The sequence below is a fragment of the Idiomarina aquatica genome (genome assembly GCF_004362895.1).
Lineage (GTDB): Bacteria > Pseudomonadota > Gammaproteobacteria > Enterobacterales > Alteromonadaceae > Idiomarina.
The window spans coordinates 1-25,459 of the sequence record NZ_SNXI01000014.1 but is presented as its reverse complement, the minus strand read 5'-3'; the positions used below and the strand labels follow the sequence as shown (position 1 = coordinate 25,459).

At 50.1% G+C, this 25,459-nt stretch carries 22 protein-coding genes and 1 other RNA gene; 14 read left to right on the top strand and 9 right to left on the bottom strand.

The window, feature by feature from the left end:
* The first annotated feature begins 38 nt into the window (after positions 1 to 38).
* The 4 genes from DEU29_RS10065 (at position 39) to DEU29_RS10050 (ending at position 5,257) form a co-directional block, all read left to right on the top strand.
* Positions 39 to 1,226, top strand: a complete 1,188-nt coding sequence (locus DEU29_RS10065; protein WP_133540230.1) for a thiamine pyrophosphate-dependent dehydrogenase E1 component subunit alpha — start codon at positions 39 to 41, stop codon at positions 1,224 to 1,226.
* Positions 1,226 to 2,203, top strand: coding sequence for an alpha-ketoacid dehydrogenase subunit beta (locus tag DEU29_RS10060; protein WP_133540229.1), 978 nt, complete (start codon positions 1,226 to 1,228; stop codon positions 2,201 to 2,203). Before DEU29_RS10065 ends, DEU29_RS10060 begins: the two co-directional genes overlap by 1 nt.
* 12 nt (positions 2,204 to 2,215) lie before the next feature.
* A complete protein-coding gene (locus tag DEU29_RS10055; protein ID WP_133540228.1) occupies positions 2,216 to 3,796 on the top strand; it encodes a dihydrolipoyllysine-residue acetyltransferase in 1,581 nt (526 codons plus the stop codon).
* A gap of 411 nt (positions 3,797 to 4,207) precedes the next feature.
* Positions 4,208 to 5,257 (top strand): endonuclease/exonuclease/phosphatase family protein, encoded by a 1,050-nt coding sequence (locus DEU29_RS10050; protein WP_133540227.1) that lies wholly within the window; start codon positions 4,208 to 4,210, stop codon positions 5,255 to 5,257.
* Positions 5,258 to 5,665: 408 nt separating this feature from the next.
* Here DEU29_RS10050 and DEU29_RS10045 read toward each other — a convergent pair whose 3' ends face one another.
* The gene (locus tag DEU29_RS10045) at positions 5,666 to 6,574 is read right to left on the bottom strand and encodes a DMT family transporter (RefSeq protein WP_133540226.1); all 909 of its coding nucleotides are present in this window, start codon (positions 6,572 to 6,574) and stop codon (positions 5,666 to 5,668) included.
* 109 nt (positions 6,575 to 6,683) lie between these two features.
* Here DEU29_RS10045 and DEU29_RS10040 point away from each other — a divergent pair, with 109 nt between their 5' ends.
* On the top strand, positions 6,684 to 7,091 hold the full coding sequence (locus DEU29_RS10040; protein WP_133540225.1) for a VOC family protein: 408 nt from the start codon (positions 6,684 to 6,686) through the stop codon (positions 7,089 to 7,091).
* On the opposite strand, the gene DEU29_RS10035 is transcribed toward DEU29_RS10040, so the two are convergent.
* Together DEU29_RS10035 and DEU29_RS10030 are read right to left on the bottom strand one after the other, a co-directional pair.
* The gene (locus DEU29_RS10035) at positions 7,088 to 7,879 is read right to left on the bottom strand and encodes an SDR family oxidoreductase (protein WP_133540224.1); all 792 of its coding nucleotides are present in this window, start codon (positions 7,877 to 7,879) and stop codon (positions 7,088 to 7,090) included. The two genes, DEU29_RS10040 and DEU29_RS10035, sit on opposite strands and share 4 nt — an antisense overlap.
* A 3-nt stretch (positions 7,880 to 7,882) precedes the next feature.
* A complete protein-coding gene (locus DEU29_RS10030) occupies positions 7,883 to 9,454 on the bottom strand; it encodes an AbgT family transporter (protein WP_133540223.1) in 1,572 nt (523 codons plus the stop codon).
* Positions 9,455 to 9,537: 83 nt separating this feature from the next.
* Between DEU29_RS10030 and rnhB the strand changes: the two genes are divergently transcribed.
* The 4 genes from rnhB to DEU29_RS10010 all read left to right on the top strand — a co-directional run bounded on the left by rnhB (position 9,538) and on the right by DEU29_RS10010 (position 14,153).
* Positions 9,538 to 10,095, top strand: coding sequence for a ribonuclease HII (gene rnhB / locus DEU29_RS10025; protein WP_133540222.1), 558 nt, complete (start codon positions 9,538 to 9,540; stop codon positions 10,093 to 10,095).
* Positions 10,096 to 10,166: 71 nt separating this feature from the next.
* Complete coding sequence (locus tag DEU29_RS10020; RefSeq protein WP_133540221.1) at positions 10,167 to 11,117, top strand: isopenicillin N synthase family dioxygenase; 951 nt, start codon at positions 10,167 to 10,169, stop codon at positions 11,115 to 11,117.
* A 25-nt stretch (positions 11,118 to 11,142) separates the two neighbouring features.
* On the top strand, positions 11,143 to 12,930 hold the full coding sequence (locus DEU29_RS10015) for a bifunctional metallophosphatase/5'-nucleotidase (protein ID WP_133540220.1): 1,788 nt from the start codon (positions 11,143 to 11,145) through the stop codon (positions 12,928 to 12,930).
* Complete coding sequence (locus tag DEU29_RS10010; RefSeq protein WP_133540219.1) at positions 12,930 to 14,153, top strand: multidrug effflux MFS transporter; 1,224 nt, start codon at positions 12,930 to 12,932, stop codon at positions 14,151 to 14,153. Before DEU29_RS10015 ends, DEU29_RS10010 begins: the two co-directional genes overlap by 1 nt.
* Before the next feature lie 8 nt (positions 14,154 to 14,161).
* Here DEU29_RS10010 and DEU29_RS10005 read toward each other — a convergent pair whose 3' ends face one another.
* Both DEU29_RS10005 and fadE read right to left on the bottom strand, forming a co-directional pair.
* The gene (locus DEU29_RS10005) at positions 14,162 to 15,733 is read right to left on the bottom strand and encodes an AbgT family transporter (RefSeq protein WP_133540218.1); all 1,572 of its coding nucleotides are present in this window, start codon (positions 15,731 to 15,733) and stop codon (positions 14,162 to 14,164) included.
* Between the two features lie 128 nt (positions 15,734 to 15,861).
* Positions 15,862 to 18,315: an acyl-CoA dehydrogenase FadE gene (gene fadE / locus DEU29_RS10000; RefSeq protein ID WP_133540217.1), complete on the bottom strand. Its 2,454-nt coding sequence runs from the start codon at positions 18,313 to 18,315 to the stop codon at positions 15,862 to 15,864.
* Between the two features lie 252 nt (positions 18,316 to 18,567).
* On the opposite strand from fadE, the gene DEU29_RS09995 reads away from it, so the two are divergent.
* Complete coding sequence (locus DEU29_RS09995; protein ID WP_133540216.1) at positions 18,568 to 19,272, top strand: DUF3108 domain-containing protein; 705 nt, start codon at positions 18,568 to 18,570, stop codon at positions 19,270 to 19,272.
* A 27-nt stretch (positions 19,273 to 19,299) separates the two neighbouring features.
* Here the strand turns inward: DEU29_RS09995 and purN are convergent, their stop codons facing one another.
* A complete protein-coding gene (gene purN / locus DEU29_RS09990) occupies positions 19,300 to 19,938 on the bottom strand; it encodes a phosphoribosylglycinamide formyltransferase (RefSeq protein ID WP_133540215.1) in 639 nt (212 codons plus the stop codon).
* 9 nt (positions 19,939 to 19,947) lie between these two features.
* Positions 19,948 to 21,003: a phosphoribosylformylglycinamidine cyclo-ligase gene (gene purM / locus DEU29_RS09985; protein WP_133540214.1), complete on the bottom strand. Its 1,056-nt coding sequence runs from the start codon at positions 21,001 to 21,003 to the stop codon at positions 19,948 to 19,950.
* A gap of 97 nt (positions 21,004 to 21,100) precedes the next feature.
* Here purM and DEU29_RS09980 point away from each other — a divergent pair, with 97 nt between their 5' ends.
* From DEU29_RS09980 to ssrA, 4 genes are all read left to right on the top strand, one after another.
* Complete coding sequence (locus DEU29_RS09980) at positions 21,101 to 22,237, top strand: peptidase C39 family protein (protein WP_133540213.1); 1,137 nt, start codon at positions 21,101 to 21,103, stop codon at positions 22,235 to 22,237.
* A gap of 94 nt (positions 22,238 to 22,331) precedes the next feature.
* On the top strand, positions 22,332 to 23,453 hold the full coding sequence (locus tag DEU29_RS09975) for an NADH:flavin oxidoreductase (RefSeq protein ID WP_133540212.1): 1,122 nt from the start codon (positions 22,332 to 22,334) through the stop codon (positions 23,451 to 23,453).
* Between the two features lie 35 nt (positions 23,454 to 23,488).
* Positions 23,489 to 24,142: an isoprenoid biosynthesis glyoxalase ElbB gene (gene elbB / locus DEU29_RS09970; protein ID WP_133540211.1), complete on the top strand. Its 654-nt coding sequence runs from the start codon at positions 23,489 to 23,491 to the stop codon at positions 24,140 to 24,142.
* 108 nt (positions 24,143 to 24,250) lie between these two features.
* Positions 24,251 to 24,610, top strand: a transfer-messenger RNA (tmRNA) gene (gene ssrA, locus DEU29_RS09965).
* Between the two features lie 96 nt (positions 24,611 to 24,706).
* On the opposite strand, the gene DEU29_RS09960 is transcribed toward ssrA, so the two are convergent.
* Positions 24,707 to 24,985 (bottom strand): type II toxin-antitoxin system RelE/ParE family toxin, encoded by a 279-nt coding sequence (locus DEU29_RS09960; protein ID WP_133540210.1) that lies wholly within the window; start codon positions 24,983 to 24,985, stop codon positions 24,707 to 24,709.
* The gene (locus tag DEU29_RS09955; RefSeq protein WP_133540209.1) at positions 24,982 to 25,269 is read right to left on the bottom strand and encodes a CopG family ribbon-helix-helix protein; all 288 of its coding nucleotides are present in this window, start codon (positions 25,267 to 25,269) and stop codon (positions 24,982 to 24,984) included. The genes DEU29_RS09960 and DEU29_RS09955 overlap by 4 nt, the downstream gene beginning before the upstream one ends.
* Positions 25,270 to 25,459 lie beyond the last annotated feature (190 nt).

Here is a 25,459-nt window from a genome sequence, read left to right as displayed (position 1 = left end):
GCAATTTTCCACCCTGCTAACAACCGAAAGAGAAGGTTATGGCCAAGGATAAAAAACACAACACAGAGATTGTGACAAAACCTCAATGGTTTGATGGTGAATCAGTCACAATTCCGATGCTGCAAATCCTCAAAGAGGACGGTAGCTTCCATAAAAATGCTGACATGCCAGAGTACGATAAAGACCTTATCGTAAAAATCCATGACACCATGCAGTTTATTCGTACGCTGGACGAGCGCATGATTGCCGCGCAGCGTCAGGGGCGTATTAGCTTCTACCTGGCTTCGCGCGGTGAAGAAGCCGAAAGTGTCGCTTCTGCGGCTGCATTAGATGACGGCGATATGATCATGGGACAGTATCGTGAGCAGGGTGCCTTGGCGTACCGCGGCTTTACCGTTGAACAGTTCATGAACCAGCTGTTTTCGAACGAAAAAGACTTAGGTAAAGGTCGTCAAATGCCGGTTCACTATGGCTGTGCTGACTTAAACTTTATGACCATATCTTCGCCGCTGGGTACACAAATACCACAAGCGACCGGTTATGCCTTCGGGCAGAAGATGGATAAAACCGGCAAGTGCACAATTTGCTATTTTGGCGAAGGTGCTGCTTCTGAAGGCGACTTCCACGCAGCTCTGAACATGGCATCGGTTTACAAAGTGCCGGTTATTTTCTTCTGTCGTAACAACGGTTACGCCATATCAACGCCATCGCAAGGCGAGCAGTATGGCGGTGACGGCATTGCGCCACGCGGTATTGGCTATGGCATGAAAACCATCCGTATCGACGGTAACGACGTGTTTGCCGTGCTAAAAGCGACGCAGGAAGCACGTCGCCTGGCAGTAGAAGAAAACGAGCCGGTACTGATTGAAGCCATGTCTTATCGTATGTCGGGTCACTCGACGTCGGACGATCCAACGGGTTACCGTACGCGCGAAGAAGAAGACGACTGGAAAGTAAAAGATCCGCTTGATCGTCTGCAAAAATGGATGATGAATGAAGGCTGGTTGGATAAAGACCATGTTGAAGAGCATCATGCAGAAGTCAAAGCTAAGGTTCTGGCGGCGTTAAAAGAAGCCGAAAAAGTACCTGCGCCACATATCGATGAACTGATTAATGACGTATATGACGAGCCGACGCCATTGCTGAAAGAGCAATTGGAAGAGTTGAAAGAGCATATCCGTAAGTATCCGGATGCGTATCCGAAAACGTCAGGGAGAATCGACTAATGGCTAAAATGAATTTATTACAAGCCATCAACAGCGCACTCGACCTGGCGATGGCCAAACACGACAATGTATACAGTTTTGGTGAAGACACCGGTGGCTTTGGCGGCGTATTCCGTGCAACTTCTGGTTTGACCGAGAAATACGGCAAGCACCGCAACTTTAATACACCACTGGTTGAACAGGGTATCATTGGCTTTGCTAACGGTCTGGCGTCACAAGGTAGCTATGCGGTTGCGGAAATTCAGTTTGGTGACTACATATTCCCGGCGTTTGACCAAATCGTTAACGAATCAGCTAAGTTCCGTTACCGCTCAGGCAACGAGTTTGATGTAGGTGGTTTAACCATTCGTACGCCATACGGCGGTGGTATCGCCGGTGGTCACTATCACTCGCAGTCGCCGGAAGCGTATTTTGCTCATACCCCGGGTATGAAAATTGTAACGCCGCGTAACCCATACGAAGCTAAGGGTCTATTGCTGAGCGCCATTTTTGATAAAAACCCGGTGTTATTTATGGAGCCGAAGCGCCTGTATCGTGCATCGACGGGTGAGGTTCCTGAAGAAGAATACACTATTCCATTAGGCAAAGCTGACGTCGTTAAAGAAGGTACGGATATTACTGTACTGGGCTGGGGCGCGCAGATGGAAGTGACCGAAAAAGCGGTCGAGAAAGCCGAACAAGACGGCGTGTCTTGTGAAGTGATCGACTTACGGACTATTTTGCCGTGGGACGTTGAAACTGTCACTCAGTCGGTACTGAAAACCGGACGTTTGGTTATTTCTCAGGAAGCCCCAATTACCGGCGGCTTTGCTAGCGAGATTGCAGCAACGGTGCAGGATAAGTGCTTCTTATACCTTGAGTCGCCAATCGCGCGCGTATCAGGTATTGATGTGCCATATCCGTTGTGTCACGAGAAAGAGTACATGGCTGATCACTTGAAGATCTACGAAGCCATCAAACGCTCAATGAACTACTAAGGACCCATCGACATGAGTAAAGATTTTATTCTGCCCGATATCGGCGAAGGGATCGTAGAGTGCGAAATCGTTGAGTGGCTGGTAGCCGAAGGCGACGAAGTTAAAGAAGATCAGCCCGTTGTTGAGGTCATGACTGACAAAGCCATGGTTGAGATACCGGCGAAAGACGATGGTGTGGTTGAAAAGCTGTATTACCAAAAAGGCGATATTGCTAAAGTCCACGAGCCGTTATTCCGCATTAATGCTGAAGGCGATTCAAACGACGCTGCTGCAACCGAAGAACCAAAAGAGGACGACGTAGCTCGTGCCTCTGGCACGAGTAACGAAACCACCGACTTCATCCTTCCCGATATCGGCGAAGGTATTGTTGAGTGTGAAATCGTTGAGTGGTTGGTCGCTGAAGGCGATGAAGTGAAAGAAGACCAACCCGTGGTTGAGGTGATGACCGACAAAGCCACGGTTGAGATTCCAGCGAAAGATGACGGTAAAGTCGTTAAGCTGTATCACAAAAAAGGCGATATCGCCGAAGTCCATAAGCCGTTATTTGCTTTGCAATCAGCCGGCGGCGCTCAGGCTTCAGGCTCTGGCGAGACTGCTTCAGGCAGCGCTTCGCAAAACAGTGCAGAGTCTAAGCCGCAGGCAACTGCAAAGGCAGAGGCTGAGCCACCAGCGAAAGCGCGCCAGGGCAAAGCCATTGCCAGCCCTGCAGTGCGTCGCTTAGCGCGCGAGAATGATATTAATATCGCTGACGTTTCTGGCTCTGGTAAGAAAGGTCGTGTCTTGAAAAAAGACATTGAAGCCTTCAAGTCGGGTGACAACGTAGCTCGTGCCTCTGGCTCGAGTAATAACGCAGATGTCAGTGCCAATGCAGCTACTAGTACTAGCGGCGGCACACGCACCGAAGCTATCCGTGGCGTCAAAGCGGCTATGGCTAAGCAGATGATGAACTCTGTCAGCACTATTCCGCACTTCACTTATGCCGATGAATTTGATCTAACTAACCTGATTGCGCTGCGTGAAAAGCTGAAAGAACAATACAAAGAGAAAGGCGTACGCTTAACTGTCATGCCGTTCTTTATTAAAGCTTTGTCGCTGGCTCTAAAAGAGTTCCCGGTAATGAATGCGCAGGTGAACGAAGACTGCACTGAAATTACCTACTTTGATGACCACAATATCGGCATGGCAGTCGATACCAAAATTGGCTTGTTAGTGCCTAACGTAAAACAGGTACAGAACAAGAGTATTATTGATGTGGCCAATGAAGTGACTCGTCTGACTCAAGCAGCTCGAGAAGGGAAAGTGCCTCAGGCTGACATGAAAGGCGGTACTATTAGTATTTCGAACATTGGTGTTATCGGCGGTACGGTGGCAACACCTATCATTAATAAGCCGGAAGCAGCCATTGTTGCCTTAGGCAAAGTGCAGGAACTACCGCGCTTTGACGAAAACGGCAACGTCGTAGCTCGTAAGATAATGACGGTAAGCTGGTCAGGCGACCATCGTATTATCGACGGCGGCACCATAGCCCGCTTTAACAAACGCTGGCAGGAATACCTCGAAGACCCCACCAGCATGCTCGTCAACATGGTGTAGTTCGCGCCCTGACGCGACACACCCGTTGCGGCGAACACAAAAAAGGCGGCTGGGTGATTGAAACCTCTTAATCAAGGGACGCCCGCAAGTACGTCCCTGTAGGGCTTGACTGGCGCCATCCATGGCGCCAGACACCCTTGCTTAAGAGGTTAGTCAATCACCTTGGCGCCTTCTTTTTTGTACTCGCCTTACGGCTGAAGTGCTATCGGCGTGATTGGCTGCTATACCCTCGCCCGAGAATGTTGGAGGGCATGGATGCCCGGAAACAAGCCACACGGACGTGCTTGGAGCGGTTCTCGGGCGAGGGTATAGCAGCCAAGCAGAAAGCCGATAGCACTTCAAGCCCCTTTACTTGTTGCAGTTTATCCGTTCGTGCAGTAGCGTTAAGTCAGTGTATAAAGGGATTCACTGATGTTTGAGTCTGTTCATCTTAGCGTTTCTGTCATTCTCGCGCTGCTATCGTTAGCGCCGTTATTGCGTGTTCAACATTGGCTAATTCGCGGGCTGGATTTTCCGCGCTTTCAGTTAGCGGTTTTGCTGGCTTTCTGGTTGCTGATTGGATTGTTCTATTTCGAATCATTCGCCCTGACAGAGTCGCTATCTATGGCGATATTGGTGCTTACCCTGGCGCGTCAGTTATGGTGGATTATTCCGTATACCCGCTTGTTCCCGGTCGAGGTGGAGGCTACCAGCGACAACAGCGTGGCGCATATCAAGATAATGACAGCTAACGTGCTAACGCCTAACCGCAACAGCGAGCAATTAATACGCCTTATTAAGCATAATCAGCCAGATGTGATCATTACACTGGAGTCAGACGATTGGTGGCAGCAACAATTGGCTGCGATCGAAGAGGTTTATACTTATTCGGTAAAGGTGCCGTTGGATAATCTTTACGGCATGCACTTATACTCGCGGCTGCCTTTGCATAACAGTGAAGTGCGATATATCGTCGAAAACGATAAACCCTCGATACATACCTGGATAGAACTCGAATCCGGTGAGCGTATAAAAGCACACTTTGTTCATCCGGCACCACCAAGCCCGTCCGAAAATGAAGAATCGGCTGAGCGCGATGCGGAGTTATTGCGGTTGGCGGAAGAAATTGATGAAAAGCACACGCCGACGGTGGTTGCAGGTGATCTTAACGATGTCGCCTGGTCGCGCACAACGCTTTTGTTCCGCAAAATGAGTGGCCTGCTCGATCCGCGCATTGGCAGGGGCATGTTTAATACATTCCATGCCAATTACTGGTTTGCCCGCTGGCCATTAGATCATATTTTCCACAGCCACCACTTTGCCTTAGTAAAGGTCGAACGCTTGCCCCCGTTTGGCTCCGATCACTTTCCCTTACTAACCGAGCTCGCCCTAAAACCTGAACTCAACAGCCCCACAGACGCACCAGAACCCGACGCCGCCGACCAAGAGCTCGCCCGCAACCTCCGCCAGCAGGTGCGTTAACATGATGTAGGTCGCGTCCTGACGCGACACACTCACCAAGCAGCTGAAGTGCTATCGGCTTTTTGCTTGGCTGTTATACCCTCGCCCGAGAACCGCACCAAGCACGTCCGTGTGGCTTGTTTCCGGGCATCCATGCCCTCCAACATTCTCGGGGGAGGGTATAACAGCCAATCACGCCGATAGCGCTTCAACTTCTTGGTGAGCATGCTGTTACCGGATATCCATGCTGCGAGGTTTACTCGTGGGCGTTCTGTTGTCGGGTGGGGGATTCAAAGGGTGTTGGAGGCCATGGATGGCCGGAAACAAGCGTACAGGGATGTACTTGCAGCGTCCCTTTGAATTTCCTGCCCGATGACAGGACAAAGCCCGCTAGTGAGCCTCGCAGCACCAAATCCAATGACAGAATGCTCAACGATCTGCGCTACGCTCACGTCCAAAGCGCAGGCGTTGCAGGATCAGGCCGGTGACGATGAGGATGAGACCGGTGATGGTGCTGGGGTAGATGGTTTCGCCGAGGATCTGGTTTAGCAGTAGCAGCGAGACGAATGGTGACAGGAATATCAGATTGCTGATGAGCGAGGTGTTGGTGGCGGTTTTCATGGCCATCATCCAAAACAGGAAAGTGATACCCATTTCGAACAAACCAACGTAGGTTACTGCCGCCCAGCCTTGCCAGGGGATGTTTGACCAGTCGCTGCTTATGAGGCTCCAGATTATTAAAAATGGTAGTGCGAGGCCAAATGCCAACACTAACTGAACGATGGACTCGGCGTTACGTTTAGTATTGATGATCCAGTAGGCGGCCCACAAAAATGTCGATAACAGCGCCCAAAATACACCCATCGGATTGGAAAAGCTTAAACCTAAGACATCACCACGGGTGGCGATTACCAACACGCCTAAATAGCCGAGCGCGCTGGCTGCCCAGTCGCGTTTACGAATTGGTTGCTTTAATATGACGGCGGCCATAAAGGTGAGTGCGATTGCCCAGGTATAATTTAACGGCTGGGCTTCGGATGCGGGTAACAGTGAATAGGCTTCGAACAGCACCAGATAATAGAGTACGGGATTAATCGCGCCAATCAGCAAGTAATATAAGGGCATTCGGCGCAGTTCGAGTAGTATCAGTGACTGTTTACCGCGAATTAACGCAATAGCAAACAAAATAGCAAAAGATACCGCAGTTGCGGCGGTGACCATTTGTAACGGTGTTAAGTAATTCAGGGTGATTTTAAAGGCGGTTGCCACGGTGGACCAAAGCAATACCGCGGTGAGTGCATAGCCGACGGCTTTTTTGTCATTGGCAGTTAGTGACACAGTGGCTCCTTGCAACCGTTAAAATCATTGGTGTAGCGCGGAGCATAGCGTAAATAGCGTGTTTATGCGTATTAAAAATTGTTATGGTCAGGAAAAACCGGGAGATGTTATGCAACCAACAATTACCGTTATCACGCTGATGACCGATGATTTAGAACAGGCGGTTAGCTTTTATCGCGATGGCCTGGGCTTGCCCACCAAGGGTATTGTGGGGGATGTAAACACTGACACTCAAGTGGCGTTCTTTAACCTTAATGACAACCTGAAATTGGCGATCTGGCCGCGCCGGAGTTTGGCTAATCAACTCGGTATCACGCCCAAGGGTAGTGGACATATGCTTAGCCACAATGTTACGAGACAAGAACAAATTGATGAGTTGGCAAGCGCAGCAGAGCAAGCGGGTGCAGAGCTGCTGAAGTCGCCGCACTGGCAACCCTGGGGCTGCTACGGTGCCTACTTTAAAGATCCTGACGGCCACTTGTGGGAGATCACCTACAATCCGGCTGTTGACGGCTAGCCCTCTCGTTTGGCGGTAATCCGTCTGACCAGCCCCGGGAAGAAGCGTTTTAGTGTTGGTGCTAATGCGCTTAGTCCTTTACCAATAATGGCTTCGGCTTTATCGGCCTGGATTGCCTGGATAATACCCGCGGCGCATTCGTCGGCACTGATACCCTGCTCAATTTCAGGATCGTTGTGACCTTGTTGTTTGCCGTCGGCTTGTAGTGCATTGATAGCAATCTGGGTATTCACGAAACCGGGCAGAATACTGGTGACCTGCACATTGTGTTCGGCCATTTCTGCGCGCAAACAATCCATATAACCCACTACCGCGAACTTAGCACCGGAGTAGCCACTGCGTAACTTGCTACCGACTTTACCAGCGACGCTGGCAACGGTAACTATGTGGCCGCTGCCTTGCTCTATCATTTTGGGCATCACCACCTGGTTAAGTGCGACCACACCAAAATAATCAATCTCCATTAGCTGGCGATAAACGGATAAGTCGGTATCCAACGCTTTGCTGCGTTGTGATACGCCGGCGTTGTTGATGAGAATGTCGACCCGCGTATCAGCTAATGCCTGCTCGGCCGCTGCTTGCGCGGTTTCTGGTTGCGATAAATCCAGCGCCAGTACGCGATGTTTGTCGCTATTAGGCAGTGCCTGACGCAACTCTTCCAGTTGCTGTTCGCGTCGCGACGTCAGAATCAATGCCGCGCCCGCGTCAGCCAATTGTTGAGCCAAGGCTAAACCGATGCCCGAAGAAGCACCGGTTAGCCAGATGGTTTTATCCTTTATGGCGGTCATCGATTAACCCGCCGGGTAAGTGTAGCTGGCCTGGAAACCTAGCGGTATACCCAGTGTCCAGTAAACAATCAGGAAGGCTGACCAGAGTACCAATAGTGATACCGTAAATGGCAACATCATCGCCACCAGGGTACCGATACCGGTGCCTTTAACGTAGCGCTGACAATATAAAACAACCAGCGGGAAGTAGGGGAGCAGCGGCGTAATGATATTACTGCTTGAATCACCGACGCGATACGCAGCTTGAGTAAGGTCGGGTGAATACCCCAGCTGCATCAGCATGGGAACAAAAATGGGTGAAATTAAGGCCCACTTGGCGGATGCTGAGCCAACAAACAAGTTAATGAAGGCGACCAGCATGATCATGCCGACCATGGTGACACCACCGGACAATTCAAGACTGGCGAGGAAGTTCGCTCCTTTTACTGATATCAAAGTACCCAGCTGTGAGTCGCCGAAAGCCTTGATGAACATGGCACAGAAGAACGCCATGACCATGTAGTAGGCCATGCCTTCCATCGATTTGGTCATTGAGCCGATAACATCCTGTGAATTGGTGAAGTTACCAGAGACGTAGCCGTGAACAATGCCAGGAATAATAAACAGCAGGAAAATGAGCGGCACGATCATGCCCATTAACGGTGCCGCAAACGAGGCCAGCTCCCCCGTTACAGGGTCGGCTAATGGTGAGTTTTCCATGGTCGCAGTAAAGTACAACAGCACTAAGCCGACAACCATAGTTGCTGATGCGGCGTAAAAGGCTTTGCGGTCGCGCGGAGTGACATCGTCAAGTGCCGGCATTTCTTCCTGATCACCATCCAGTTCGGTTCCGCGTAAGCGCGGTTCAACCACTCTATCGGTAAGGAACCAACCTACCGCAATCACTAAAATAGATGAGGCGGCGGTAAAGAAGTAGTTATTTAACGGGTTTAACTGCATGTCCGCATCAATTAACTGCGCTGCCGTTTGGGTAAAGCCCTGCAATAACGGGTCGATGGCTGACGGTACAAAGTTGGCACTGAAACCACCGGAAACTCCGGCAAACGCCGCAGCAATACCGGCCAAAGGATGACGCCCGGCAGCGTAGAAGATAACCCCACCTAGCGGAATAACCAGCACATAACCGGCGTCCACCGCGGTATGGCTGACAATCGCAACCAAAATCAATACCGGTGTTAGCAACATTTTAGGGGTCACGTTTAGCATCAATTTGATGGCAACGTTGATATACCCGGAACGCTCGGCGACACCGACACCTAACATGGCAACTAACACTACCCCTAACGGCGCAAAACCCATAAAGGTATCGACCATATTAGCCAAAAAGTCGGCCATTTCGGTGCCACTTAACAGGTTAACAACGTTAATTGCTTCGCCAGTCAACGGGTGTTTTTCGTCAAACGAGACACTGGAAAATATCCACGACATGACCCAAACGATTAACAGTAAGCCGAAGAACATGACGGCTGGGTCAGGGAGTTTGTTACCGACCCGCTCGACACCGTCGAGAAGTCGGTTTAGTAAACCGCGGGGCTGCTGCATTGCCTCGCGATCCGGTTGCGGTGAATCTGCCATGAGAACCTCTGGTTGTTATTATATAATGTTCGATTCAACAGGTATCATAACCATTATTTAACTGACTAACCAAGAGAGAATGCATGATTTGTGGCACCGATGAAGCGGGTCGGGGACCGATTGCCGGTCCGGTGGTTGCGGCGGCAGTAATTTTAGACCCGCAAAATCCCATCGAAGGGCTGAATGACTCGAAGAAACTGAGCGAAAAAAAACGCAATCGATTAAGTGCCGAAATTAAAGAAAAAGCACTTTACTGGGCCATCGCACAGGCAGATGTTGAAGAAATTGATCGCATCAACATTCTTTGGGCATCAATGAATGCGATGACGCGGGCGGTCGAAGCCTTACCGGTGCAGCCGAGTAAAGTGTTAGTTGATGGCAACCGCGTACCGCAATTAAAGGTACCGGCAGAGGCTATTGTTGGTGGTGATGCCAGCGAACAATGTATCGCTGCGGCGTCAATTCTGGCAAAAGTCGAACGTGACCGGCAAATGATCGAGTGGCACCAGCGTTACCCGCAGTATGAGTTTGACAAGCACAAAGCCTATGGCACCGCTAAGCACATCGAGTTACTCAAACAACACGGGCCATGTCCCATTCACCGCAAGAGCTTTAGACCAGTGCGTGAACTGCTGCCCTGACTTGTGAAAAAGCCGATAAAAGCATAAAATACTGATACATTTTTACGATTAATTAAGCAATGGAAAACCGCATGCAGTCTGCCTCTCATTCAATCCCTCACGTGGATATGCGCCAATACGATGAAAACTTCGATGCGTTTACACAAGCGGTCGGTAATGGTTACGAGCAATATGGTTTTATTGCCTTGACGCAACATGGTGTGGATACCGATCTGATTGATCGCGCCCTAGACACCTGTCGCGATTTGTTTGCTTTGCCTGAGGACGTTAAAAAGCAATATCATCGTCCCGGTCAGGGCGGCGCCCGGGGGTACACGCCATTTGGCACTGAGATAGCTAAAGACGCCAAGCATGTCGACTTAAAAGAGTTCTGGCACGTTGGCCGCGAAGTCGAGGGCGAACCTAAATACCCACAACTGTTGCCCAATGTGTGGCCGCAAGAGTTACCGGAATTTAAACGTGACATGATGGCGGTTTATCGCGAGCTGGATAAGCTGGGTAATAAGGTACTGGATGCCATTGCGGTGTTTTTGGGGCAGCCACGCGATTTCTTCCGCGATAAAGTGAACAACGGCAACTCGATTTTACGGCCACTGCATTATCCGCCGATTATTGACGAAGGCACACCATCGGTACGCGCCGGCGCACACGAAGACATTAACGTGTTAACGTTATTGGTGGGCTCACGCGAGCCGGGGCTGGAAGTATTGGCCAAAGACGGTACCTGGGTGCCGGTCACTATTATTGAGGGTGCTATTATCTGTAATGTCGGTGATATGTTGCAACGCATGACCAATCACGTATTGCGTTCGACCACACACCGTGTCGTTAATCCGCCGGCACCATACAACGCTAAGTCGCGGTATTCGATTCCGTTTTTCCTGCATTTTAATCCGGATGTCATGATTACACCGTTATCTACCTGTATTACCGAAGATAATCCACAACGTGACGAGCCGATAACCGCAGATGATTACCTGATGGAACGTTTACGCGAAATCGGCTTAGTTAAAGATAATTAAGAATACAACGCATAGGACGTTAAGCATGGCTTTAGGTCGCCTGGCAGCGGTTGCTGCAGCATTTGCATTATTGGCAGGGTGCGCAACACAAGCGCCACAGCCTCCGGAAAATTTCCAATTCACGGTGTTGCACGTTAATGACCATCACTCCAATTTAGCGCCCAAAACCCGGACGTTGAGTTGGGGCGGTCAGGACTGGCAAGTGCAAAGTGGAGGTTTCCCGCGGGTGGCGGCACAAATCGATGCCTTACGTCAGCAAAACGAGCATGTACTAACACTGCATGCGGGGGATGCGATAACAGGAAGCTTGTTCTTTACTCTGTTTGGCAGCGAACCCGATGCGGTGATGATGAATCAGGTTTGTTTTGATGCCTTTACTATCGGTAATCATGAATTTGACAACGGCGACAAAGGGCTGAAGACCTTTTTAGAGCAATTGGGAACACCTGCATGCCCGACTGCGAAGCTGTCGGCGAATGTGAAGCCTGAATTGGGCGTGTCACCGTTAACGCCAACCTCGATGACTGACTCATTCTCGCCGTATACGGTGTTACAACGCGGTGGGGAATCGATTGGTATTGTCGGGTTAACCATTGCAACTAAAACCAAGAAGTCATCTCAGCCGGACGAAACGACTCAGTTTGAGGATGAATTAACGGCAACCCGCCGGGCAATTTCGGCGCTGCAGGCTCAGGGTGTCGAGAAGATTATCCTGTTATCCCACATTCAATACCAGCGTGATATCGATTTGATCCGGCAGCTGCCGGCAGTCGATATTGTCATCGGCGGCGATTCTCATACCTTGCTTGGCGACTTTAACGATTTTGGACTTCAGTCTGCCGGCCCATACCCTACTGAGTTGACTAATGCAGATGGCACGCCGGTATGTTTAGCGCATGCGTATCAATATTCGCAGGTTGTCGGCGAACTGCAGGTGGAATTTAGCGGCGATGACATAGCACAATGCGGTGGCCGCCCCCACTTTTTGTTGGGGGCTGATATCAGCCCGGTCGAAGGTGCGGTAACCACCCTCAACCCAGTTAAAAATGCGTTGCGCGAGAGTGGTGTGTTCAGCATGGTAGAGCCAGCGCCGGAGCTACAACGTTTATTGGAACGCTACCAGCAGAAGGTTGAGACCTTTTCTGCGGAGGTACTGGCGGACGTTCCTGAACTTATTTGTAACCAGGAAATTGATCTACCACGGCGGCCGGGGTGTGCCGACATTCTGAGTTCGGGCGCTCACCGTTTAACCGCAGAAGCTTTTTTACATGCAGTACCGGAAGCTGACTTTGCGTTAAATAATGGTGGCAGTATTCGTGGTGATATCGAAGCCGGCGACTTTACCCGTGGTGATGCATTCAGTCTGTTGCCGTTTGCCAACACCCTGGTAAAAATCGAAATCACCGGTTCTGAGCTCAAGCAGGTGATGGAAGAGGGCATTGCTTATTCGGTTTCGGATGGCGGTTCGACGCGTGCTTATCCTTATGGCGCGGGTATCCGTTATAGTGTCGACTTAACGAAGAACTTCGGCGATCGCGTAGCGAACCTGCAGGTTTGGAATAAAGAATTAGATGACTGGCAGCCAGTGCGTCCACGCGAAAACTATGTTGTTGTCACTAATAGTTTTATCGCTGGCGGACAGGACGGTTACGAAACCTTTTATAATCTGGCTGAACGCGGCCGGGCAACCAATACCGGTATCGATTACGCTAAAGCAATGGCCAATTATGCACGCGAACTAAAGGTGCTGGAACGGCCTGAAGACTTTGCCACGCAATCTTATGTGCCGGTCAATAATAAGGGTAAAAACTAATGGCTCGTTCTTACGAGCCCGTCACTCCCTCAGATAACGCCCGGTTTGACTTTATTGTCGTGGTGCTGGCGCTGTTAACGGCGTTCGCCCCCTTATCAATTGACATGTACCTGCCGGCATTCACCGCCATAGCCGAAGACTACGCGACCGATACGCATGGCGTTGAATTATCACTAACGGCGTTCTTTTTTGGGCTGTTCATCGGGCAACTGCTGTACGGTACCGCTACCGATAAGTTTGGCCGTAAGAAGCCGCTATACGTGGGGCTGGCAATTTATGTTGTCACCTCAATCGCGTGTGCCTGGGCGCCCAATATTGAATGGTTGATCGCGATGCGCTTTTTCCAGGCTATCGGTGCCTGTGCGGGTATCGTCATTGCCCGGGCAGTGGTGCGAGATCTGTATACACCGCAAGCATCAGCGCGGGTGTTCTCGTTTCTTATTTTAGTCATGGGTGTCGCGCCTATACTAGCGCCCTTATTCGGCGCCTATATTACTGAGTTTATGGGCTGGCGGGCATTGTTTTGGATAGTTGCTGCACTGGGTGTGGCCTGTGCGTTCACTATTCACCTGACCTTACCGGAAACTCGCGGGCGACGTTATGACGTACGCATGCGCCATAGTGGCCAAACCTATTGGCAGGTACTTAAAGATCGCGAGTTTTTACGCTACTCGCTAACTGGTGGTATTGCCCAATCGGGGTTATTTGCCTACATTACCGGTTCACCGATGCTGTTTATTCAAGTATTTGATTTAAGCCCTACGCTGTACAGTTGGTTATTTGGCGCCAATGCCATCGGCATCATTGGTTTTTCTCAGCTTAATGGTTGGTTGTTAAAGCGTCATGCCTCCCGCAAAATTTTAAACGTATCGCTGCCGATATTAGCTGTAGTCGCCGTTGCGATGGGTATCGCTGCCGTTGTTGAGGCGCCACTGTGGGGCGTGTTAATTCCTTTGTTTGCCTATATTTCGACGCTCGGATTGGTATTCCCTAACGCCATGGCAGGTGCGTTGGCGAATCACCAGGAGCGGGCGGGTTCGGCATCTGCGGTAACCGGTAGTTTGCAGTTTCTGATTGCGGGGCTGGTATCGATGGGCGTTAATTACGTAAGCAGCTACAGCGATTATGCCATGGCCTGGGTGATCAGTGGCGCGGGGTTAATTGCCGTCGCTTGTTACACGATTATGCGTAGACCTGAGGCGCCGGCCGAAGCCGGCGCATAATCGATGAATTACGGCGTATAGTAGGTTGGCGCTTCGGGGCCAACCGGCATACCCAGGGCAAATACCCAAATAAAAAACAGAATAGTCCAACCGATAAAGAAAATAATCGAGTAGGGCAGCATCATCGCGATCAGCGTTCCAATCCCCAGATCTTTCTTATAACGGGCGGCAACGGCTAATATCAGGCCAAAATAACTCATCATTGGCGTAATAACATTGGTTACTGAATCACCGATACGATAAGCCGCCTGGATAACTTCCGGTGCGTAACCGACCAACATCAGCATAGGTACGAAGATAGGCGCGGTAATAGCCCATTGTGCCGAAGCCGAGCCCAGCATGAGGTTAACGAAACCGCAAATCATAATGAAGAAAACAAACAACAACGGTCCGGTTAATCCCATATTGGTAAGAAATTCGGCGCCGTTAATGGCAAAGATGGTGCCAAAGTTAGTCCACTTAAAGAAGTTAACAAACTGCGCGGCGAAGAATACCAGCACGATATACATGCCCATGGTACTCATGCTGTGCGACATGGCATCAATGACATCGCGGTCATTTTTCATGGTTTCAACTACCCGGCCGTAGACAAAACCAGGAATCGCAAAGAAGAAGAAAATATAAACGACCACGCCTTTTAAGAAGGGCGAACCTTTAACCTCACCGGTTTCCGGGTGGCGCAGAATGCCCCATTCAGGCACAACAGTTAAAGCCAAAATGGCGCTGATGATCAGTACGCTAATACCGGCGTATATCAGGCCCTTTTTCTCTTGTTTAGAGAGCGGATCCATCGATGATTGATCGGATAAATCTATTGAGGCTTCTTCATCGTTGTACTTGCCCAGTTTGGGCTCAACGATTTTATCGGTAATCAGCGCGCCCAAAATGGCAATTAAAAAGGTACTCACCATCATAAAGTACCAGTTTGCTTCAGCGCCGACGCTGTATTCGGGGTCGATGATACGTGCGGCCTCGGCGGTGATACCGGAAAGCAGCGGATCGACAGTACCAATTAACAAGTTAGCGCTGTAACCGGCAGAGACCCCGGCGAAGGCTGCCGCAAGTCCGGCCAATGGGTGACGTCCAAGGCCGTAAAATATCATCGCAGCTAACGGCACTAAAACGACGTAGCCAAGCTCTGAGGCGGTATTGGAGATAACACCGGCAAACACTACGGTAACCGTAATCAATTGTGGCGGTGCCTTCATTACCAGGCCACGCATGGCAGCTGAAATAAGCCCGGAGCGCTCGGCGACACCCACACCCAGTAATGCCACCAACACCGTGCCTAGTGGCGTGAAGCCGGTAAAGTTAGTGACTAAATTTGTCACCATCTTTTGCACACCCTCGGCGGTCATCAGGCTGACCGCTTCGATCACGGTTTCGCCATCGCGCGGGTCAATTGCACTAACGCCAAAGTAGGCCGCGATGCCACTGGCGATAATGATGAACACACAGAACATGGCAAAAAGCGTAATCGGGTGGGGCAGGAGGTTACCTAACCATTCAACACCATCAAGAAAGCGGGTAAACCAACCGCGTTTGCTGGTATCGTCGTAACTGTTATTCGAAGACTGCATAAAGACGACTCTTGTTATAATAATTTAAAATCAGCGCTCGATTCTACCGAACTTTTATTGCTAAAAAAACCGCATAAAAAAAGCACCTCGAAAGGTGCTTTTTAAATTGGCTAATTTTTACGCATAGCTTATGCAGCTTCGCCCTTAGCTAGATTTTTAAGTGCGTAATCAAACGCTGCCTGACCAGCCAGTAAATCAGCCGGATCAAAGTCGTCAACGTTAATGGTACGCAGGCGTCCGACTTCGGTGCGACGCAATAGCTCCGCTTCGTCATCGCTGATAACGCCCAGTTCCAGACCGCGATCCGCTAATGCATCAAGCTGCGTAAAGGTAAAGCGCTCGCCGGCTGCTTTACAGATTTTGCTGTGCAGAGGCTCACAGGCAATCATGTCCTGCAAGGTCTGTTCTAAGAAGCCAAAGTGACCTTCAGCGCTCAAGAACTGGCCTTCGCCCAGACGTGAACGGGTTTCGCTCGGTTCCATCAGCATACGCGCAATCTTATGATCATTTTTATCGCTTGGACGCTTAGCAACGCGACCTAACGGGAACATAATGGCGCGCATCGCAGTGCCGATACCACCAAAGTTGTCCAGCATCGCTAATTGGGCTTCTTGCAATTTGTATAACGTATCCTGCATGGCCCAATGCATCAGGGGTTCGTCATCTTTTAAACGACCCTGGTCTTCAAAGCGCTTCAGCACTGCAGAGCCGATGTAGAGGTAGCTCAGCATGTCACCTAAACGAGCAGAAATACGCTCTTTACGCTTAAGGCTGCCGCCTAGCACGCCCATTGCAACATCTGACAACAACGCCAGGTTGGCACTAAAGCGGTTCATTTGCTGGAAGTAACGCTTAGTTGCGTTGCCACCCGGTACGGTACTCAAGCGATAACCACCAAAGCCGTAAAATAAAGAACGAACAAAGTTACTGGCGGCAAAACCGATGTGGCCGAATACGGCTTCATCAAACTCGGCAAGTGCTGCAGAACCGTCTTTCGCTGACGCTTCCATCTCTTTTAATACAAATGGATGGCAACGAATTGCACCCTGACCATAGATCATCATGTTACGCGTCAGGATATTGGCACCCTCAACGGTAATCGCAACAGGTACCCCCTGATAACCGCGACCCAGATAGTTATTCGGACCTAAACAAATACCTTTACCACCGTGTACATCCATCGCATCATCCATGCAAGCACGCAATTTCTCGGTCATGTGGTATTTGGCAATAGCGCCGATAACACCGGGTTTCTCGCCCAAATCAATACCCTTGGTAGAAAGCGTTGTAACGGCGTCCATCAGGTACGCGTTACCGCCGATGCGAGCCATTGGCTCCTCTACGCCTTCCATTTTACCGATAGGCAGTTTGAACTGGCGGCGAATGCGGGCATAGGCACCTGTAGCCAGAGCCATTTGTTTGATACCACCGGCACTGTTAGACGGCAACGTAATTGAACGGCCGACTGACAAACATTCAACCAGCATGCGCCAGCCTTTACCGGCATTTTTAGCGCCACCAATGATGTAATCCAGTGGTACAAACACGTCGTTACCGCGGATTGGACCATTCTGGAATGGTACGTTTAGCGGGAAGTGGCGACGGCCAATTTCTACACCATCGGTATCACGCGGAATTAGCGCACAAGTTATGCCTAATTCCTTGGTTTCACCTAACAAGCCATCCGGGTCGTACATCTTGAATGCTAAACCCAGAACAGTAGCTACAGGTGCAAGGGTAATGTAGCGCTTATTAAAATTCAGTTTGATGCCGACGATTTCTTCGCCGTTCCATTCGCCTCTACAGACCACGCCTGAATCAGGAATAGCGCCCGCGTCAGAACCTGCTTCCGGGCTAGTCAGCGCGAAACACGGGATTTCGTCGCCACTGGCCAAGCGCGGCAAGTAATGGTCTTGCTGTTCTTTAGTACCATAGTGTTGCAGCAACTCGCCCGGACCTAATGAGTTAGGTACACCAACGGTTGATGCCAGTACGGTGCTTACGCCGGCTAGCTTCTGCAGCACACGCGATTGCGCGTAAGCAGAAAACTCCAGACCGCCGTATTCTTTTTTAATGATCATGGCGAAGAACTTATTGTCCTTCAGATACTGCCAGACGTCTTCGGGCATATCGGTCAGTTCGTGCGTGACTTCCCAGTCGTCCAGCATTTTGCAAACTTCTTCACACGGACCGTCTAAAAACGCTTTTTCTTCTGCGCTGAGTTCTGCTTTAGGTACGTCTAATAGTTTTTTCCAGTCGGGCGCACCGCTGAATAAATCACCATCCCACCAAACGGTACCTGCTTCTAAGGCATCACGCTCGGTGTCAGACATTTCCGGCATAACTTTGCGGTAAGCCTTAAGAATGGGCTTGGTCAGGAAGTTTTGACGAATTGATGTTACGTTAAGCGGGACTAAGGCAATCGCCAACAGGATCCACAAAACGGGGCCAACAATGTCAAACAGTCCACCAATGGCGAACATGACGACCATGCCCAGGCTAAACGCCATCAGGCTGGTTCGTTTGTATACTAATACACCGGCAACAACTAACGTTGCGATGATCCACAGTGCGACACTCATAGCTTTCTCCGATTTTTAGAGGTCTGACCAGTAATACATGCAAAGTAGATCAGACGGATTGCAATTTCAAGTGAAAATTGAACAAGCGTTTGAAATAATGGTCAGATTGAGTGGAAACTGTACTTTGCATGCTATGTAACTCGCGCATCGTGCCCGAGAGCCCTCAAGTATGTAACTCGCGCATTTTGCGCGAGCGCTCTCAAGCATGTAACTCGCGCATTTTGCGCGAGCGCGATCGATAAGGAGTATTCAATGAAACTAGCGTTAACGATGTTTTTAGCGCTTACTGCAACCGCCGCTGTCGCAGAACCGGTTAAACTGTCTCCGTACGAAGCCCATTACAAAGTAACTCGTGGTGGCAGTGACTACGGTGAAGGCTACAGGATGCTCGAAACCTCGCCCAATGGTGAATGGCAGCTGCGGGGTAAAACCGATATCTCCTGGTTTATTTTGTCCGACGTTCGCGAGACCCGCTCGGTGTTTACCTATAATGAAGAACATCAGCGTTTTGATCCGATCGAGTTTTTATACATGCGTTCGGGCACCGGCTCAGATAAATCTTTCCATGCCAGTTTTGATGCTGATGAACAGGAAGTAAAGAATGTCGATAGCGGGCGGTTGATCGACATCGATTGGCAGGGGGCGCTTTATGACGAAGCCAGCGTAATTGAAAAACTACGTTTAGATGTGGCAGCCGATAATGCGCCTTACGTGTATGACATTATCGATGAAAAAGGACAAGCAGATGAATACCGCTTTGCGGTGCTTGGAGAAGAGCAGATCAGCACGCCATACGGTCAGTTAGATACGGTAAAAGTCGAAAGGGTACGCGAAAACAACCGGCGCCAAACCTATTTTTGGTTCGCACCCGAACTCGACTACCTGCTGGTAAAAATGCAGCAATTCAAAGAGGGTGACGAACAAGCCACCATGACGTTGGAAAAATTGAATAGATAACTTGCGCCTCAGGCGCAAGCTACATTATTAATCTGCCGCGTAGCCGTGTTCACCTAATGGCTGACCGTCGAGTGTCGCGCGGCCGCCTTCAAGTTTAAGTCGTTGCTGACAGAACCAATTAACCACTAGTGGATAAATTCGGTGCTCCTGTTCATGCACACGCGCCTGCAAATCATCAACCGTGTCACCATCGAACACCGGCACTTTGGCTTGCAATACAACCGGTCCGCCATCAAGCTCTTCGGTAACAAAGTGTACACTGACACCATGCTCTTCATCGCCCGCATCCAGCGCCCGCTGGTGCGTGTTGACACCTTTATACTTAGGTAGCAAAGACGGGTGAATATTCAGCATGCGGCCTTCATAATGGCGGGTAAATTCTCCGGTCAGAATACGCATAAAGCCGGCCAATACGACTAAATCAGGTTGATAGCTGTCGATCAGGACATTAAGTTCTGCGTCATAGGCTTCGCGGCTTGCAAACGCCTTGTGCGACAGCACTTCTGTATCAATACCTTTAGCAGCGGCTTTTTCCAGACCCTTTGCCGATGCCTTATTGGCAATAACTGCAACGATCTGCCCGGCAATACGGCCTTCTTCGCAGGCCTGCTGAATAGCCAGCATATTAGAGCCGGTTCCCGAAATCAGAACTACAATACGTTTCATCAAAGCGCCTTAGCGAGTCTCGTCAGCCAGAATTTCAACCTGCTCGTCGGCATCATCGGCGTTGGCAATATGACCAATGTTCCAGGCAGTTTCGCCGGCTGCGGTAAGTACTTCAACGGCGCGCTCAGCATGCTCCTGCGGAACCGCAATGACCATGCCTACGCCACAGTTAAAGGTGCGGTACATCTCTTTCATGCTGACGTTACCGTTCTCTTTTAACCAGTCAAAAATCACCGGCCAATCCCAGCTGTTGCCGTCGATCACTGCTTTGGCGCCTTTGGGCAAAACGCGTGGGATATTCTCCCAGAAACCGCCGCCGGTTATGTGTGACAGCGCGTGCACCGGCACCTGCTTTATTAATTCAAGCACCGATTTAACGTAGATACGCGTTGGCTCAAGCAAGTGCTGAGCCAGTGTACGGCCGTGCAGGTCTGATTCTAAATCAGCACCGCTGACTTCAATAATTTTACGGATCAGAGAATAGCCGTTAGAGTGCGGGCCGCTGGAGGCCAGCGCGATCAGCGCGTCGCCTTCGGCAACTTTTGAGCCATCGATAATGTCTTCTTTTTCGACCACACCAACACAGAAGCCGGCTAAATCATAATCGCCGTGCTCGTACATGCCCGGCATCTCCGCCGTCTCACCACCGATAAGTGCGCAGCCTGATTGTTCGCAGCCATCGCCAATACCGGTGACAACGTCAGCGGCTACATCGACATCAAGTTTGCCGGTAGCGTAATAATCAAGGAAAAATAGCGGTTCTGCACCTTGTACGATTAAATCGTTAACGCACATAGCGACCAGGTCGATACCCACACCGCGATGCTGTTTTAAGTCAATCGCCAGGCGGAGCTTAGTGCCAACGCCATCTGTGCCGGATACCAATACCGGTTTTTTGTAGCCTTCGGGCAGTTCGCAAAGCGCGCCAAAACCACCAATGCTCCCCATCACTTCAGGGCGCGCCGTCCGTTTTGTGACCCCTTTGATACGGTCAACCAGGGCGTTACCAGCGTCAATATCGACGCCTGCGTCTTTGTAGCTTAGAGAGGGTTTGTTATCGCTCACGAAAATTCCTTAACAGGCTCAAAATTTGCGCGCAAGTTTAGCACGAAATGTGGTAAAAAAGGTACTGTAAAACCTGTTTCATTTTAGGGATTGTGCCTTGATTAACTTTATTCCCGCCCAAGTTTCGCACCTCGACGCGGTCGTTGCACTGGAACAGGGTACGTTTCCTGATGATGCGATTAGCCGGCGTAGCTTTCGACGCTTTATTGATGCGCCCAGCGCTGACTTTTACGTTGCTGTTGATGCTGACGAAAGTGTGCAGGGTTACACTGTGTTGTTGTATCGCAACAGCACCAATCTTGCCCGCTTGTATGCGCTGGTGTTGGCACCTTCAAGACAAGGCATGGGTTATGGTCGTAAACTTTTGCAGTGGGCGGAGCACTTGGCCGATGAACGCCATTGCTTGTTTTTACGCACAGAAATGGCCACATCTAACCAGCGCGCTGAGCAGCTATTCCGTGGCGAGGGATTTCGTTTGATAGAATTGCGTGAAGCCTATTATCCGCCCAGTAGCGGTCAGTCGACCGACGCACTGGTCATGCAAAAACTATTGCCGCGTTACGAATTGGGCGATGACAGCGGTGTCGGCGCGACCGATGAATATGTTCCCATGTTAACGCAAACTACTGAATTTACCTGTGGCCCGGCTAGCTTGCTGATGGCTATGGATTATTTTGATCGGCCAAGTACTGACCCCGCCGCGGAAGAATTAGAAATCTGGCGTGAAGCGACCACCATTTACATGACCTCCGGACATGGAGGCTGTGGCCCGCATGGTTTGGCCCGGGCGGCTTATAATCGTGGGTTGTCGGCACGAGTCGAGGTGAATACCGATAGTCCACTATTTATTGAGTCGGTTCGGCAAGTGCAAAAAAAGGATGTTATGCAGCGTATTCAGGCCGCGGACATGAACTTTTTGCAGGCACAGGGCGTGCCGATTAATGTGCGGGATTACACGCTCGAACTGCTAAAAGAAGACCTCGCCAATGGCGCGTTGGTCATGGCACTGATATCAACCTATCAGTTTGATGGTGTGCGGGCACCGCATTGGGTGCTGATTTGTGCGGCAGACGATGATTTCGTGTATATCAACGATCCCGATTACGATACCTTGCCCTGGGAGTCATCGACCCAGCGACAGTATCTGCCTATACCAATCGCTACCTTTAACAAGGCTTTTGGCTACGGCGGGCGAAAGCAAAAAGCAGCGGTGGTTTTACAGGCGATTAAGTGAGCAAAGTGATCAAAACCGCTTGATTTAAGCGTAACCCATCACAACAGCTATGCTTATGGGCATATAACAATAGCGATGGTATAAGGATTGAAGAATGAGCTCTGCATTTGATGATTTCGAGTTAAAAGGTCATAAACTAGATAACCGTTTTGTTGTGGCACCGATGACGCGCACCAGCGCTGACAGCAAAGGTAAACCTACCGAGTTGATGGGTGACTATTATGCGCGCTTTGCTGAGGGCGGCTGGCCGCTGATTATCAGCGAAGGCGTGTATACCGACCGCCAGGCAAGTCAGGGCTATGTTAACCAGCCGGGCATTACTGATGCACCGCAAACCGATGCCTGGAAGCAAGTCGTTGAGCGCGTGCACAAGCATGGCGCCAAATTCATTATGCAATTAATGCATGCCGGCGCACAGTTTCAGCACAACGAATACACCGATACGCCGATCGCGCCGAGCGAAGTAAAACCCAAAGGCGAGCCGCTGGCGTTATACGGTGAAAGCGACGGTTGGAAACCCCCCAAAGCCATGGATGAAAGCGATTTTGATGCGGTGATGCAGGGCTTTGTCGGCTCTGTTAACCGGGCTGAAGAAGCTGGCTTTGATGGTGTCGAGCTGCATGCGGCAAATGGTTATCTGTTGAATGAATTTTTAAGCGAACACTTTAATCAACGCGGTGATCAGTGGGGTGGCGACATTGGCCACCGGTTAAAATTTGTGGCGATGGTGGCCAAGGCTTGTAAAGACGCGGCCAAAGGTGAAAACTTTATCGTTGGCATTCGGTTAGGGCAAATCACTGTGACTGACCCCGATTATCAATGGCCAGAAGGCGAGGACGCCATGATCAAAATCGTCAAGGCCTTGAAAGAAGCCGGCATCGACTATATTCATACCACAGACACTGATGTTAGCCGTAAGCCGTTTAAAGGCGGCAGCAACAAGACCTTAGCGGAAATCGTGCAGGAATTTAGTGATATCCCGTTAATTGTTAATGGCGGTATCGACGAAAGTAACTACGAGCATATTGCCGCGCATTATCCCAATGCGTTGCTGGCGTTGGGCAAGAAAGCGTTGGCTAATCCTGATATGCCTAAGCGCTTGAAAGACGGCGAAACCATTGAGGATTTGGAGTTTGCGATGCTGCAGCCAACCGCCACCCTGGAAAACGAATGGCAGTGGCGCGATGAGCACGACAAGCACATCGAAGCGGACTAAGCACATAAAAGGGATCGAATCAAAAGGGTATTGTGATGAAAAACGTAGCAGTGTTATTAGCAGGTTCAGGCGTATTTGATGGGGCCGAAGTGAATGAGGTGGTGTTAACACTCCTGCATATTAGCAAGCAGGGCGCTTCGTATCAGTGTTTTGCACCGGATACGCAACAGACTCAGGTGATTAATCACTTAAGCGGTGAGGAAAGCAGCGAAAAGCGCAATGTGTTACAAGAAGCGGCCCGCATCGCTCGTGGTGACGTTAAGCCGTTAAGCGAACTTAACGTGAGTGAATTCGATGCGCTCATCGTACCCGGCGGGTTTGGTGTTGCGAAAAACTTTTGTGACTTCGCTTTTAAAGGCGACCAAATGATGATCAACGAACAGGTTGAACACGTGGGTAAAGCCTTTAAGGATGCGCGTAAACCGGCAGGTTACTTATGCATCGCACCGGTAATGCTGCCGTATATTTACGGTAACGGAGTGCGTGTGACCGTGGGTAACGACGCTGATGTTGCCGCCGCCATTAATAAAATGGGTGGCGAACACGTGGACTGTGATGTACGCGATATCGTGGTCGATGATAATCACCGCTTGGTCACCACACCAGCTTATATGCTGGCCGAAAATTTACCGGATGCCGAAGCTGGTATCAGTAAATTGGTCGAAAAAGTGCTGTATATGGCCGCATAAGTGGCTATCGGGTAATAAATAACCGTTTAAGTGCGGAACTTATAGCGCTTAAACGGTGTCTCAGGTATAGTAACAACATCACGTCAATAAGAACTGACAGAAAACTTTGGGGCTGATCAGGATTCGACGGGATACACGAAACCCAAGGTGCATGCCGAGGTGAGGCTGGCCTCGTAAAAAGCCTCAACTTTATAGTTGCAAACGACGACAACTACGCTCTAGCGGCTTAATAACCCGCTAAGCCCGTCCCCCAGCGCTTTGTCTACGAGACTGGATCAGGACGGCTCGACCTAAGGTAGACTCGCGTGGATGCTTTGTCCGGAGCTGAAGCGTTAAACTCAATCGGACTCGCCAGTAGTTGAAGCCTGTCAGTCGGCGTCATGCTGGTTAATAAAAAGACTGAATAAGCATGTAGGACCGAGGATGTAGGTATTGCGGACGCGGGTTCAACTCCCGCCAGCTCCACCAATTCCATAAAAAGCCGCTCACTGAGCGGCTTTTTTATTACCCGTATCTTACCCGTAGCTCGCGCCCTGGCGCGAGAGGAATTCATTTTTGTTCCGGTTAAGACGGCCACTGCATTGCTGCATGGAGAATACGTAAAATTTGAAGCTGTGAGCCATCAAAACGATAAACCGCGATGTAGTTCTCATGCACAACCAATTCACGGGTCGATGATACTCTACCTTTGCGACCCAACTCAGGATGACGTTCCAAATGCGATATTGTTAACGAGAATAGCTCGTCCAACTCTAGAGCGGCTGTCGGGTTAATTTTTTCAATGTAGTCATAGATAGTCTCGCGATCCTGTATCGCTTTTAAGGTCCAGGTAACGTCTATCATTCAGACTGATCAAGCTTGCGTTTTGTAGCAATTCGACGAGCGGCAAATTTCGCTTCAACTTCTGCCGCTGAGACAAGGTTTTGTGCATCGGCAGACTCTATTCCCGCCTGAACTTGCTGTTGAAACCAAGCATCATGGTCAGCCACTTTCTGCTGTTGCTGTACATATTCACGCATAAAATCGCGAAGCAATTGGGCACTGCTCCGGTCACGAGACTTTGCGGCATGAGCAAATTGACTTTTCAAATCCTCTTCTACTCTAAAAGTGAAGGTTGCATCACTCATGTCAACTCCTTAATGTGTTACATGTTAAGTACAATGTAGCACTGGGATTAATTTTAGTCTATTTGCATCGGTTGAGAAAACAGGGCGGTTGGAAAGTAAGCGTAACGCGAACCACACAACCGGCCAAGATAATTGACGCTAGGGTGTGAGCTCGATATTCCAGGGCAGTAAGTGGTCGATATTATCGCTG